Annotated in this window: 13 protein-coding genes; 5 read left to right on the top strand and 8 right to left on the bottom strand. The window is 71.3% G+C overall.

Annotated elements, in window-relative coordinates; genetic code table 11:
* The first annotated feature begins 1 nt into the window (after nt 1).
* Nucleotides 2-703: a GntR family transcriptional regulator gene (locus tag ABD907_RS14745; protein ID WP_345217028.1), complete on the top strand. Its 702-nt coding sequence runs from the start codon at nt 2-4 to the stop codon at nt 701-703.
* An 85-nt stretch (nt 704-788) separates the two neighbouring features.
* On the opposite strand, the gene ABD907_RS14740 is transcribed toward ABD907_RS14745, so the two are convergent.
* The 4 genes from ABD907_RS14740 to ABD907_RS14725 all read right to left on the bottom strand — a co-directional run bounded on the left by ABD907_RS14740 (nt 789) and on the right by ABD907_RS14725 (nt 4,569).
* Nucleotides 789-2,534 (bottom strand): pyruvate dehydrogenase, encoded by a 1,746-nt coding sequence (locus ABD907_RS14740; protein WP_345217027.1) that lies wholly within the window; start codon nt 2,532-2,534, stop codon nt 789-791.
* A gap of 132 nt (nt 2,535-2,666) precedes the next feature.
* Complete coding sequence (locus ABD907_RS14735; protein WP_345217026.1) at nt 2,667-3,527, bottom strand: alpha/beta fold hydrolase; 861 nt, start codon at nt 3,525-3,527, stop codon at nt 2,667-2,669.
* A 24-nt stretch (nt 3,528-3,551) separates the two neighbouring features.
* Nucleotides 3,552-3,995 carry a DUF6463 family protein gene (locus tag ABD907_RS14730; RefSeq protein WP_345217025.1) on the bottom strand — a complete coding sequence of 148 codons (444 nt, stop codon included), beginning with the start codon at nt 3,993-3,995 and terminating at the stop codon, nt 3,552-3,554.
* A 22-nt stretch (nt 3,996-4,017) separates the two neighbouring features.
* Entirely contained in the window at nt 4,018-4,569 is a 552-nt protein-coding gene (locus tag ABD907_RS14725) for a TetR/AcrR family transcriptional regulator (protein ID WP_345217024.1), read from the bottom strand.
* A gap of 68 nt (nt 4,570-4,637) precedes the next feature.
* Between ABD907_RS14725 and ABD907_RS14720 the strand changes: the two genes are divergently transcribed.
* Both ABD907_RS14720 and ABD907_RS14715 read left to right on the top strand, forming a co-directional pair.
* Nucleotides 4,638-6,485, top strand: a complete 1,848-nt coding sequence (locus ABD907_RS14720) for a gamma-glutamyltransferase family protein (RefSeq protein ID WP_345217023.1) — start codon at nt 4,638-4,640, stop codon at nt 6,483-6,485.
* A gap of 265 nt (nt 6,486-6,750) precedes the next feature.
* Nucleotides 6,751-7,182: a PRC-barrel domain-containing protein gene (locus ABD907_RS14715; protein WP_345217022.1), complete on the top strand. Its 432-nt coding sequence runs from the start codon at nt 6,751-6,753 to the stop codon at nt 7,180-7,182.
* Here ABD907_RS14715 and ABD907_RS14710 read toward each other — a convergent pair.
* The 3 genes from ABD907_RS14710 to ABD907_RS14700 all read right to left on the bottom strand — a co-directional run bounded on the left by ABD907_RS14710 (nt 7,179) and on the right by ABD907_RS14700 (nt 9,653).
* Complete coding sequence (locus ABD907_RS14710; RefSeq protein ID WP_345217021.1) at nt 7,179-7,457, bottom strand: LPXTG cell wall anchor domain-containing protein; 279 nt, start codon at nt 7,455-7,457, stop codon at nt 7,179-7,181. The genes ABD907_RS14715 and ABD907_RS14710 overlap by 4 nt on opposite strands.
* Before the next feature lie 25 nt (nt 7,458-7,482).
* Nucleotides 7,483-9,162, bottom strand: coding sequence for a phosphoglucomutase (alpha-D-glucose-1,6-bisphosphate-dependent) (gene pgm, locus ABD907_RS14705; protein ID WP_345217020.1), 1,680 nt, complete (start codon nt 9,160-9,162; stop codon nt 7,483-7,485).
* A gap of 65 nt (nt 9,163-9,227) precedes the next feature.
* The gene (locus ABD907_RS14700; protein ID WP_345217019.1) at nt 9,228-9,653 is read right to left on the bottom strand and encodes a VOC family protein; all 426 of its coding nucleotides are present in this window, start codon (nt 9,651-9,653) and stop codon (nt 9,228-9,230) included.
* Nucleotides 9,654-9,730: 77 nt separating this feature from the next.
* On the opposite strand from ABD907_RS14700, the gene ABD907_RS14695 reads away from it, so the two are divergent.
* Nucleotides 9,731-10,321, top strand: a complete 591-nt coding sequence (locus tag ABD907_RS14695) for a TetR/AcrR family transcriptional regulator (protein WP_345217018.1) — start codon at nt 9,731-9,733, stop codon at nt 10,319-10,321.
* Nucleotides 10,322-10,368: 47 nt separating this feature from the next.
* Complete coding sequence (locus tag ABD907_RS14690; protein ID WP_345217017.1) at nt 10,369-10,722, top strand: rhodanese-like domain-containing protein; 354 nt, start codon at nt 10,369-10,371, stop codon at nt 10,720-10,722.
* Here the strand turns inward: ABD907_RS14690 and ABD907_RS14685 are convergent.
* Nucleotides 10,715-13,060 (bottom strand): beta-xylosidase/alpha-l-arabinosidase, encoded by a 2,346-nt coding sequence (locus ABD907_RS14685; RefSeq protein ID WP_345217016.1) that lies wholly within the window; start codon nt 13,058-13,060, stop codon nt 10,715-10,717. The genes ABD907_RS14690 and ABD907_RS14685 overlap by 8 nt on opposite strands.
* Nucleotides 13,061-13,101: the final 41 nt, after the last annotated feature.

The raw sequence follows: 13,101 nt of genomic DNA, 5'->3' as shown, positions 1-13,101 counted from the left end.
CGTGGTGCGTGAGGCAGGGACCCGGCGGCGGACCTCCGAGGAGGTCTACCGCCGGATCCGTGCTCTCATCGTCGAGAACCGCATCGCGCCCGGCCAGCGCATCAACATCGACGCGCTCGCCCGCCAGCTCGGCGTCTCCCAGACCCCGGTCCGCGAGGCCGTCCGCCAGCTCGAGGGCGACAAGCTCATCGTCAAGGTTGCCGGCACGGGATACTGCACCACCTCCCTGCTGGACCTCGACGGCCTGCGGGACCTCTTCGAGTTCCGGCTCCTCGTCGACGTGTGGGCCGCGCGGTCGATCGCGGTGAACCGGCTGACGAACCCGGCGCCGGCGATGAAGAAGGAGATCGCGCGGTTCGAGTCGCTCGTCGACGGCACGTCCGACATCCGCCGCGAGCTCGTCATGCACGACACACGGTTCCACGGCCTGGTCCTGGGCGCGCTGGGCAACGACGTCGTCCGAGAGGCGTACGAGCAGACGCACAGCCACCTGCACACGATCCGGCTCTACGCGGCGGACACCGACGGCACGGTGACGCTGCGCGAGCACCGGAGGATCTGGGAGGCGGTCGACGCCTGCGACCCGGAGCGCGCCGCCGCCGTCATGCGCGAGCACCTCACCGCCGCGTACGCGCGCTTCGCGCGAGCCTTCGAGGAGCCGCTCGCCGAGCTGCGTGAGCCGGACCCGTACCGGATGTTCTGAAGCTCGCCCCCGCCGACCAAGCCCCAAGTGCCCGTCCGGCGCGGCAGACGGCGAGCTAGGGCTTGGTCGGCGGGTGGGTGTGCGGTCAGCGGGGCAGGTTGCGCAGGTTCGACCGCGCCATCGACATGACCTCGCCCATGCCGCCGCCGAGGATCTCCTTGGTCATCGCGGTCGCGAAGCCGCGGATCTGTCCCGAGGAGATCGACGGCGGGATCGACAGGGCGTTCGGGTCGGTGATGACGTCGATCAGCGCCGGCCCGTCGCGGTCCAGGCCGTCCTCGAGCGCCTTGCTCAGGTCGCGCGGGTCCTCCACCCGCACCGCCGGGATGCCGAGTGCGAGAGCGACCTGCCGGTAGTCGACCGACGGCGAGTCGGTCGCGTGCGACGGCAGGCCCTCGACGAGCATCTCGAGCTTGACCATGCCGAGCGAGGAGTTGTTGAACACGACGATCTTGATCGGCAGGTCGTACGCCCGCACCGTGAGCAGCTCACCGAGCAGCATCGACAGCCCGCCGTCGCCGACCAGCGCCACCACCTGCCGGTCCGGGTCTGCCAACGACGCGCCGACGGCGTGCGGCAGGGCGTTCGCCATGGACCCGTGCAGGAACGAGCCGATGACCCGCCGCCGGCCGTTCGGCGTCAGGTAGCGGGCCGCCCACACATTGTTCATGCCGGTGTCCACGGTGAACACCGCGTCCTCGGCGGCGGCCTCGTCGAGCAGTACCGCGGCGTACTCGGGGTGGATCGGCGTGGTCTTCTCGACGTTGCGCGTGTAGGCGCCGACCACCTTCGTCATGATCCCGGCGTGCTGCTTGACCTTGCTCTTGAGGAACTTCCGGGCCGTGCCGGTCTTGGCCCGGATCTGCGGGTTGAGCATCCGCAGCGTCTCGCCGACGTCGCCGTGGACGGGGACGTCAAGCCGGGTCCGGCGGCCGAGGTGGCTGGCGTCGATGTCGATCTGCGCGGTGGGCACGTCCGACGGCAGGAAGGAGTCGTAGGGGAAGTCGGTGCCCACGAGCACGAGGAGGTCGGCCTCCTCCATCGCGTCCTGGCAGGCGCCGTAGCCGAGCAGGCCCGACATGCCGACGTCGTGGGCGTTGTCGTACTGGATGATCTCCTTTCCTCGCAGCGAGTGGCCCACCGGGGCCGCCGCGAGCTCGGCGAGCTCGAGCACCTCGTCCCGGGCGTCACGCGCGCCGGCGCCGACGAAGAGGGTGACCTTCTTGGCGTCGTTGATCGCCTTGGCGAGGGCCGCGACGTCGTCGGTGTGCGGGACCACGCGTGCGGGGCAGGCGCCGGGGACCAGGATCGGCTCGTCGTCGTCCTCGACGTGCTCGTCGGCGACGTCACCCGGCAGCGTCAGGACCGCGACGCCCGGCGCGGTGAGCGCGTGCTGGATGGCGGTGCGGGTCACGCGCGGGACCTGTTTGGCGGTGGAGATCATCTCGGAGTACACCGAGGCCTCGTTGAAGAGCCGGTCTGGGTGGGTCTCCTGGAAGAAGCTCGTGCCGATCTGGTCGCTCGGGATGTGCGAGGCGATGGCGAGCACGGGCACCCGTGAACGGTTGGCGTCGTAGAGGCCGTTGATCAGGTGGAGGTTTCCGGGGCCGCAGGAGCCGGCGCAGGCGGTCAGCTTGCCGGTGACCTCGGCCTCCGCGGCGGCCGCGAAGGCGGCGGCCTCCTCGTGGCGGACCTGGACCCAGTCGATGCCGTCGGTGCGCCGCACGGCGTCGACGATCGGGTTCAGCGAGTCCCCGACGATGCCGTAGATGCGTTCCACGCCGGCGGCGACGAGCTGGGTGACGAGATGTTCGGCGACGCTACGGGCCACAGTGGGTCTCCTCGATCGGTGGGTGATGATGAGGTCCGCCCACGATCCTCCCCTGCAGCCACGTCAGCCGCCAGAGCGGCCATCGACGAGCGTGGTGGCGCCGGCCGGACCCGGCAGGCCGCGCCGTTGCCGTCAACCTGCCGCCGTGTGCTCGGCCAGGGAGGCGATCACGAGGTCCCATAGCTCAGGTGGCGGTTGCTGATGCCCCATGCCGTCGAGTGGTACGAGCCTGGCGCCCGGGATCTCGCGGGCCAGGGCGACGCCGTGACCGAACGGAAGGAGCGGGTCGGCGGTGCCGTGCATCACCAACGTCGGCACGCTGATCTCGCTCAGCCGGGACCGCTGCGACCACCCGTCCTCGACGAGGAAGTGATTGGTCATGCTCGCGGCCATGTTGTGCGTACGCGTGACCTCACGTGTTGCGATACGGCGCACTCTGCCCTCATCGAACCGCATCGTGCCACCGAAGGGCCGTTCCACCTCGACCCGGTAGGTCACCACAGCGTCTTGGTCCTGCCAGTCGGGTTCGGGGGCCGGATCGGTGAACGTTGCCGCCAGCTGCGGGTCCATGGGTGGCAAGCCGTTGTCGTCGTCTCCCGGTCCGGCCGGGCTGGTCGACATCAGGGTGAGTGTGCGGACTCGGTCCGGATGCAGGATCGTCAGCTGCTGGGCGATCCCGCCGCCCATGGAGAGTCCGACCAGATGCGCGCGTTCGACGGCGAGGTGGTCGAGGATCCGCAAGGGGTCTCTCGCCAGGTCCGCCGCGGTGTAGGAGGGCTCACCGGCCGGGGAGGTGGACGACCGGCCGGTGTCCCGATGGTCGTAGCGGACGACATGTCGGCCCACAGCGGCGAGCCGGTGACAGAACTCGACCTCCCACCAGTCCATCGACTGGCCGCCACCCGCGATCAGCAGCACCACCGGATCCGCCCGGGCGCCGTAGGCCTCGAAGCACAGGTCGACCCCGTCGAGGGTCAAGGTTCGCTCGCTCATGAGCACGTCCTCTCGAAGGTTCAGTCAGGCTTCGTGATGTGGAAGATGCGGACGATGCGGCCGGGCGCGCAGGGCGATCGCGACCGGGGCGAGGAGTGCCCAGAATCCCGACACGGGCATCAGCAGCACGCCCCAGGCGGTGACCACCAGCAGAGCCCAGGCCACGAACCGGGGGACGTGGCCGGTGAACCGTTCCACCCAGATCACCAGCGCACCGATCACGATGATCAGCAGGCCTGCGGTGACGTACCAGAAGACCGCGCTCCGCAGGGCGAGAACGTCGGGCTCAGCCTCGATCGACGCGATCACCCGGCTGTCGAGCACGCTAGCCACACCTTCGGGGTACACCAGCGAGGTCGACGCCACGTGCACGGCGCCGATGAGGGTGAGCAGACCACCGACGACAGGGACGCGCCTGCGTGAGTGCAGGAATGCGGTGGCAGCAGTGCTGCGCATGTCGTTGCTCATCGTCGAACCTCCAGCACGCCGGTCATTGCTGCCTCCTCAGTGCGGGTGCGAGGACGAAGCCGTAGAGGTCGTCGATGCTCTTGGTGTCGAGCTGGGGAAGCACGTGGTGCGCGCCGATGAGCACGACGTAGAGCAGGCGGCCCATCAGCACGGCCTCCTCCGCGTCGCCGCTGACGTCCCGCCACAGCGAGCGGAGGTACTCGATCCGGGTGGCGTCGACTCGTTCCAGCACGCGCCGGACCTCGCTGTCCTGTGCGGCCCAGGATCTGATGTTCACCTCGAGCCGGGGCTGCTCGCTCTCGTCGTCGATCACCATCCGGCGTAGCAGCTGCAGCTTCTCCGTCGGTGTCTGGTCCGCCGACTCCACGACGTCGATGAAGCGGTAGGTGTGCTGCCGCTCGTAGTGCGCGAGCAGCTCCTGCTGGTAGCCCCGCATCCCGCCACCGAAGTGGTGGTAGAAGGATCCCTTGCTGACTCCGAGCGCCTCGGCGAGCCGGTCGATCCGCAGAGCGCCGACGCTCTCCTCGGCGACCACCCGAAGACCCTCGTCGAGCCACGCCCGCTTCGTCGTCATGGCCGTAGCATACCGTACCGTACGGTATGGCGCAAGAGGGCACGGGCGGTCTGGATACGCTCGAGCACATGCCCCGAGCCCACGGCGTGCCGACTGCCTTCACCTCGCCCCCGTCGTTCACGAGCCGACCCGACCTGCAGGGCACCTTCGGGATGTCGGCGACGACGCACTGGATCGCTACGGCGACGGCCCAGTCGGTCCTCGAGCGGGGCGGCAACGCCTTCGACGCCGCCGCGGCCGCCGGGTTCGTGCTGCACGTCGTCGAGCCACATCTCAACGGCCCCGGTGGCGACATGACGGCCGTCCTCGCGACGGCGGAGCGGCCCGGCGAGCCGACGGTCCTCATGGGCCAGGGTCCCGCACCCGCCGGGGCGACCCGCGAGCACTACCTCGCCGAAGGACTCGAGCTCGTCCCCGGCTCCGGCGGGCTCGCGGCGGCCGTGCCGGGCGCCGTCGGGGCGTGGTTCATCCTGCTGCGCGACCACGGCACCTGGGAGCTGGCCGACGTCCTCGCGCCCGCGATCGGCTACGCCCGGGACGGTCACCCCGTGCTCGCCCGCGTCTGCTCGACGATCGAGCAGGTGCGCGACCTCTTCACCGAGCACTGGCACTCCTCGGCGGAGCTCTGGATGCCCGGGGGCCGGGTGCCCGAGGCCGGCGAGCTGGTCCGCAACGAGGCGTACGCCCGCACCCTCGACCGCCTCGTCGCGGCCGGGCACGCGCCCGGTGTGGCGGACGACCGCGTGGCACGGATCGAGGCGGCCCGCGCCACCTGGCGGGAAGGGTTCGTCGCCGAGGAGGCGTCGGCGTTCCTCGCGGCCCCGCACCGGCACTCCGACGGCGCCGACCACGCCGGCGTGATCACCGCCGAGGACTTCGCCGCCTTCGGAGCCGGTTACGAGCCGGCCGTCACCGCCGACTTCCGCGGGCACACGGTCGCCAAGACCGGCGCCTGGGGCCAGGGCCCCGCCCTGCTGCAGGTGCTCGGCATCCTCGACGGGTTCGACGACGCCGAGCTCGACCCGTCCACCGCCGTCGGCGCCCACACGATCCTCGAGGCGGAGAAGCTCGCGCTCGCCGACCGGGACGCCTACTACGGCGACGCCGACACCCCGCTCGACGTGCTGCTCTCGCCCGAGTACGCGGCCGAGCGCCGCGCCCTCATCTCGGACACCGCGTCCGCGGAGCTGCGCCCGGGCATCCTGCCCGGTCACACCGTGTTCGTCCCGCCGCTGCGCGAGACCTACACCCCGCCGTCGGGACGGGCCGGTGCCGGGCAGGCGGGGGCCGGCGTCGGCGAGCCGACCGTCTCGCCGACGGGGCAGACGCGCGGGGACACCTGCCACATCGACATCGTCGACCGGTGGGGCAACATCATCTCCGCGACGCCGTCCGGGGGCTGGCTGCAGTCGTCCCCGGCGATCCCCGAGCTCGGCTTCTGCCTCGGCACGCGCCTGCAGATGACCTGGCTCGAGGAGGGCTCGGCCGCAATGCTCAGCCCTGGCAGGCGACCCCGCACCACGCTGACCCCCACGCTGGTGCTGCGCGACGGCAGGCCGGTGACCGCCGTCGGGTCTCCCGGCGGCGACCAGCAGGACCAGTGGCAGCTGCTTTACCTGCTACGCACGATCGTCGGCGGGTACACCCCCCAGCAGGCGATCGATGCCCCGGCACTGCACACCACCTCGATGGCCGGGTCCTTCTGGCCGCGCACCTGGACGCCGGGCGGCGCCGTCGTCGAGGACCGGCTCGGCGAGGAGGTCATCACGGAGCTCGAGCGGCGTGGCCACCGCGTCACCCGGGCGGGGGACTGGGCGCTGGGCCGCCTGTCTGCCGTCACCGTCGACCCGGTCACCGGCCTGCTCGGCGCGGCCGCGAACCCACGCGGTGTCCAGGGCTACGCCGCGGGCCGCTGAGGGCTCGCCTACGCTCGCCCGCCGAGCGGGAACTTTCGACAGGCTTATCCTGACGGAACCTCCCGTGGAGGTCCGGGCTGAGCGAACGCCCTGGACGGGCGGTGGCGCGAGAGGCGATTGCCGACGACGCCGAGACGCATGGCCGTCGCGCTGGTCGAGGCACGGGGCCGGCCACCGCGCGGCACGCGCCCCGGTAGCGGTACCCGGCGACGGCAGGTCATCCTGGACCCGGCGCACAGCCCCCGCGACCGCAGGAGGATCGACGATGGCCGACGAGACGCACGCCGCGCTGGTGGCGCTGAGTGACACGGACCTGACGGTCCAGCCCGAGGACGACGTCCGCGGCCGGCCGGTCTTCGACCGCCACGACGAGCGGATCGGTGACGTGGACGATCTGGTCATCGACGAGGAGGAGCGGCGGGTGCGCTTCCTCCAGGTCGGGTCGGGCGGCTTCCTCGGCATCGGTGAGGAGAAACGGCTCGTCCCGGTGGACGCCGTGAGTCGGGTGGAGGACAACGTCCATATCGACAAGACGCGCGAGGACGTCGCCGGCAGCCCGGCCTACGACCCCGAGGTAGTCCGCGCCTCTGCCGAGGACTACTACGCCGGCCTCTACAGCTACTACGGATTCGCACCGTTCTGGGGATGGGGGTACGCCTACCCCGGCTTCCCGCGCGGAGGTCCGGGCGCCATCTAGCGGTCGGCTCCGTGCGACGGCGACGCCCCCGGCCGGTTGCGACGCCTGCCGAGGGCATAGCCGCCGGCGCCGGCGAGCAGCATCAGCCCGATGACGGCGACACTCGTCGCCGCCACGTCCGTGCGATCCATCAGCACGATCCCGGGTGACGACTCCTGGTCGGTCAGCGGTGTGTAGGCCGTCCAGCCGAAGCTGGCGGGCGTCGTCACGATCGCGACGACGCCGCCGATCGCCAGCAATGCGCCGATCGCGCCGACCACGACCGTGCGTCGCACCGACTCAGCCCTCGGTCGCACCGACTCAGCCCTCGAGGGCTGAGCCGACGACCTGCTTTGCCTCCTCCTGCACCTGGGCGAGGTGCTCCTCGCCGAGGAAGGACTCGGCATAGATCTTGTACACGTCCTCGGTGCCCGAGGGGCGGGCCGCGAACCAGGCGTTCTCGGTGGTGACTTTCAGGCCACCGATGGGCTCGCCGTTGCCGGGTGCCTCGACCAACCGGCCGGTGATCGCCTCGCCGGCCAGCTCGGTCGCGTTGACGTCGGAGGGTTGCAACTTCTTCAGCCGCGCCTTCTGCTGTGCCGTGGCGGGCGCGTCGATGCGCGCGTAGGCGCTTGACCCGTGCTCCTCGACCAGCTCGGCGTGCAGGGCGCTGGGTGACTTGCCGGTGACGGCGATGATCTCCGCGGCGAGCAGCGCCAGCAGGATGCCGTCCTTGTCGGTGGTCCAGACCGTCCCGTCCTTGCGCAGGAACGACGCCCCGGCGGATTCCTCGCCGCCGAAGCCCACCGACCCGTCGATGAGGCCGGGCACGAAGTACTTGAACCCGACCGGCACCTCGACGAGCGTGCGGCCCAGCCCCGCGGCGACCCGGTCGATCAGCGCGGAGGAGACGAGGGTCTTGCCGACGGCGGACGTGGTCGGCCAGTCCGGCCGGTGCCGGAAGAGGTAGTGACAAGCTACGGCGAGGAAGTGGTTGGGGTTCATCAGCCCGCCGTCGGGCGTGACGATGCCGTGCCGGTCGGAGTCGGCGTCGTTGCCGGTGGCGACGTCGTAGGGCGACGCTCCGCCGTCGGCCGCCATGGCCTCGCGCAGCGACGCCATGGCGTACGGGGAGGAGCAGTCCATGCGGATCTTGCCGTCCCAGTCCAGCGTCATGAACGACCACCGCGGGTCGACGTCCGGATTCACCACGGTCAGGTCGAGGCCGTACCGCTCGGCGATGGCGGTCCAGTACTCGACGGACGCACCGCCGAGGGGGTCGGCGCCGATACGGACGCCGGCCGAGCGGATCGCCTCCAGGTCGAGCACGTTCACCAGATCATCGACGTAGGAGGTGAGGAAATCGTTCTTGCGGGTGCTCTCCGCGGCCAGCGCGTCCTCGAACGCCATGCGCCGGACCTTGTGCCAACCTTCCCGCAGGATCTCGTTCGCCCGCGCGGCGATGTTCGACGTGGCGTCGGAGCCGGCCGGGCCGCCGTGCGGCGGGTTGTACTTGAAGCCACCGTCCCGCGGCGGGTTGTGCGAGGGCGTGACGACGATCCCGTCGGCCAGGCCCGGCCCTTCGGTGCGCACCCCGCCGGTGGTCCCCGCGCCGTTGTCGCGCAGGATGGCGTGGGAGATCGCCGGCGTGGGCGTCCACGAGTCCCGGGCGTCGAGCCTGACGGCGACGCCGGCCGCGGCGAGCACCTCGATGGCGGTGCGCCAGGCGGGCTCGGACAGGGCGTGCGTGTCCCGGCCGATGTACAGCGGACCGTCGTACCCCTGGGCGCGGCGGTGCTCCACGATCGCGGCGGTGGTGGCGACGATGTGCGCCTCGTTGAAGGCGCCGTCGAGACTGGAGCCGCGGTGGCCCGAGGTGCCGAACACCACCTGCTGGGCGGCGTCGTCGGGATCGGGCTCCCCGTCGTAGTACGCCGAGACCACCTGGTCGGCGTCGATGAGGTCTTCGGGCAGGGCGGGCTTGCCGGCGCGCTCGTGCATGCCTCCGATCCTGCCACCGACCTGGCGGTTCCGGTACGTCGGGCGAGCGATGTGGCGCGTGCGGGTCAGGTCGCCGCTCCTTCGGCGTACTGCGCCGCGAACTCCTCGGAGGGCGGGATCGGGGTGATGACGTCGACGAGGACGCCCGCAGGGTCGGCGACGATAAAGTGCCGCTGGCCGAACTCCTCGCTGCGCAGGGCGAGCTCGGGCTTCAGCCCGCCGCGCACCACCAGCCGCTCCCATTCCGCGTCCACGTCGTCAACCTCGAAGTTGAGCAGCAGGCCACGCACCGTCGCGCGGTACGCGGCGGGCACAGTCGGGTGCGTGGGGTCGAGCAGCGCCAGCTCGTAAGCCGGCGAGCCGTCCCGCCGGAGGCTGACGTACCAGTCGGCCTCGAACGTCGTCGAGAAATGGAAGCGTTCGCGGTAGAAGGCGACGGACTCCGTCATGTTGGGCGTACAGATCACGGGGTAGAAGCTGGTCCGTGTCATGGCGTTTCGTCCCTTTCACATACTGTCGGTATGTGAAAAAGGATGCTCGCGTACCGTCGGTATGTCAAGGTGGTGGCATGACGAGTGGGACTCGCGCGCAGCAGCGCGACACGACGCGGCAGACTCTGGTGGACGAGGCCCGCAGGCTGTTCGCCGGCCGCGGCTACGGTGAAGTGGGCCTTTCTGCGGTGGTCGAGGCCGCGGGCGTGACGAAGGGCGCGCTCTACCACCATTTCGACGGGAAGGCCCAGCTCTTCCGTGCGGTCCTGGCACAGGTGCAGGCAGAGGTGGGGGACGCGGTGGAAGTTGCCGCCGCGTCGCGGACGGACGCCTGGGGCCAGCTCGTCGAGGGCTGCGGGGCGTTTCTCGTTGCAGCCACCGATGCGGAGGTTCGTCAGATCATGCTGGTGGACGGTCCGGCGGTACTCGGCTGGGAAGGATGGCGGGCCCTGGACGAAGCGAACTCCGCACGGCACCTGCACGACGTGCTGACCGCCCTGGTCGAGGACGGCACGATCGCGCAGCAGCCCGTGGAGCCCTTGACCCATCTGCTGTCCGGAGCCATGAACGAGGCGGCCCTGTGGGTCGCGGGGACCGGCCGTGGCGCGGACCTCGACGCCAGCCGCGCTGCGCTCCTTCGGCTGCTCGAGGGCCTGCGGGCGCGGTGATCCAGTCGTCACGCGCATGCTTGGCGTCGCCGACCTACGCTGGAGCCATGGCTTTGCCCGAGACTCCAGGTACCCCGGTCGCCGTGAGCGACCTCGACGCCGACAACCCCGTGCCGTCCGGCTACGTGCTGCTCGACGTGCGTGAACAGGACGAGTGGGACGCCGGCCACGCGCCGGACGCGGTCCACATCCCCATGGGCGAGCTGCCTGCCCGCGTGGAGGAGCTCCCGGAGGAGGAGCTCCTCGTCGTCTGCCGGTCCGGCGGTCGCTCGAGCCGGTCCGCCGACTGGCTGAACCAGGCCGGCTTCGACGCCTACAACATCAACGGCGGGATGAAGGACTGGGCGCGGGCCGGCCTGCCCGTCACCCGGGACGACGGCGGCGAGCCAGAGATCATGTGATCTCCTCCACCACGACCGGCGTCGTCATGACCCGCGCGCCGACGATCTCCCGGACGGACCCGGTGACGGCGAGGTCCGCCGTCGTGCGCAGGTCGCCGACCGACCGGCCCGCGGACAGCGTGAAGCTCCCCGGTTCCACGATGCGCGTGTGGTCGACGCCCGTGAACGAGGTCCGCTCGGCGTGGACGGAGAAGGTCACGCGACGGCACTGCCCGGGCTCGAGCGTCACCCGCCGGTACCCGATGAGCTCGTGCACGGGGCGGGTGACCTGGGCGACGTGGTCGCTCAGGTAGAGCTGGACCACCTCGTCCGTGGTGCGCTCGCCGGTGTTCGCGACCGTGAGGCTCGCCTCGACCGTCCCGTCCGTCGCGATCTCGGTGGTGCTCAGCGCGAGGTCGCCGTACTCCACCGCCGAGTAGCTGAGGCCGTGGCCGAACGGGTAGAGGGGCGTCGGGTCCAGGTTCGAGATGCCGTCGGAGCGCTGACCCAGCGGCGGCGCCAGGTACGTGCTCGGCTGGCCACCGGCGTTACGAGGCACACCGACGGGGAGCCGGCCGGACGGGTTCACGCGCCCGGAGAGCACACCGGCGATCGCCGCACCACCCTCCTCGCCGGGAAAGAACGTCTGCACGACGGCGCGGCACCGGTCGGCGTAGTCGCCGAGCGCGTACGGCCGCCCGGAGACGACCACGAGCACCACGGGGGTCCCGGTCGCCAGCACGGCGTCCACCAGCTCGGCCTGCGAGCCCGGCAGGGTGAGGTCCTCGGCGTCGCAGCCCTCGCCGGAGGTGCCGCGCCCGAACAGGCTGGCCAGGTCACCGACCGTGACGACGGCGACGTCGCTGCGCCGAGCCAGTTCCACGGCGGCCGGGATCCCGCTCGTGTCCTCCTCGAGGATGGGGCAGCCGAGCTCGTGCTCGACGTTCGCGTCCGGCCACTCGTCCCGGAGGCTCTCGAGCAGCGACGGGATCTCGATGCCGTTCTCGGCCGCGCCCATCCGGGCCATGATGTGGTTCGGAAAGGCGTAGCAACCCAGGAAGGTCCGCTCTTCGACGGCGGAGGGGCCGACGACCGCGACGTGCTGACCGCCGGTGTCCAGCGGCAGGATGCCGTCGTTGTCGAGGAGCACCACGGATTTCTCCGCGATCTCCGCAGCGAGCGCCCGGTTGTCCGGCGAGTCGAGATCGTCGTGGCTCTCGTCGCCGTCGGTCTCCCAGGCGCCGTCAAGGAGGCCGAGGGCGACCTTCTGCGTCAGCACCCGGCGCACCGCGGTGTCGAGGACCTCCTCGTCCAGCTTGCCCGCACGCACGAGGGCGGGCAGGTGCCGGAAGCCCCCGGTGAGCGGCAGCTCGACGTCGAGGCCGGCGGAGATGGCGAGCCGTGCGGCGTCGGGCAGGTCGGCCGCCACCCGGTGGACGAGCTCGAGGAAGTTCACCGACCAGTAGTCGGAGACCACGGTGCCACCGAAGCCCCACGTGTCGCGCAGGAGGTCGGTGAGCAGGCGCCGGGAGGCGGCGGGTGCCTCGCCGTCGATGTCGGCGTAGCTGTTCATGACCGATCCGGCACGGCCTTCGCGGACGGCCATCTCGAACGGCGGGAGGATGACGTCGTCGAGCTCGCGCCGTCCCATCGGGACGGGCGCGTGGTTGCGCCCCGCACGCGAGGCCGAGTAGCCGGCGAAGTGCTTCAGTGTCGCGATGACGCCGGAGGACTGCATGCCCTGCACGTAGGCCGTGGCCACCGTGCCCACCAGGTACGGGTCCTCGCCGATGGTCTCCTCGACGCGGCCCCACCGATAGTCACGGACGACGTCGAGCACGGGTGCCAGGCCCTGGTGCACGCCCACGGCGCGCATGTCGGCGCCGATGGCGGCGCCCATCTTCGCGACGAGCTCGGGCTCGAACGTCGCGCCCCACGACAGCGGCACCGGGAAGCAGGTGGCCCCCAGTGCGGTCAGTCCCGCCAGGCACTCCTCGTGCACGACCGCGGCGATCCCGAAGCGCGACGCCTCGGCGATCCGGCGCTGCATGTCCCGCAGGGCGGGGACGCCGTCGGGAACCCGCAGCGGCCCGGAGCCGTACACGCGCGTGAGCTGGCCGAGGCCGTCGCGGATCGCGTCCGGGAAGCTCACCGCGGCGGCGGCCATCGCGCTCTGCATGGGCGCGACCTCGCCACCGCTCAACGGATCCTGCGCCCAGAAGCTGCCGAGCTGGCCGGCCTTCTCCTCGAGGGTCATCTCGGCGACCACCGCCTCGACACGCTCGTGCACGGGCAGGTGCCGGTCCTTCCAGGCCCCGGAGGCCGGTGCGGCGGACGTGGCAACGCTGTTCTCGGTCATCAGTACCTTCGTGTCTCGTAGGGCCGGCTGGTGGGGCTGGT

It is taken from the genome of Georgenia halophila (assembly GCF_039541595.1).
The sequence above is the reverse complement of the archived record's forward strand: the minus strand, read 5'-3'. Positions and strand labels throughout refer to the sequence as shown.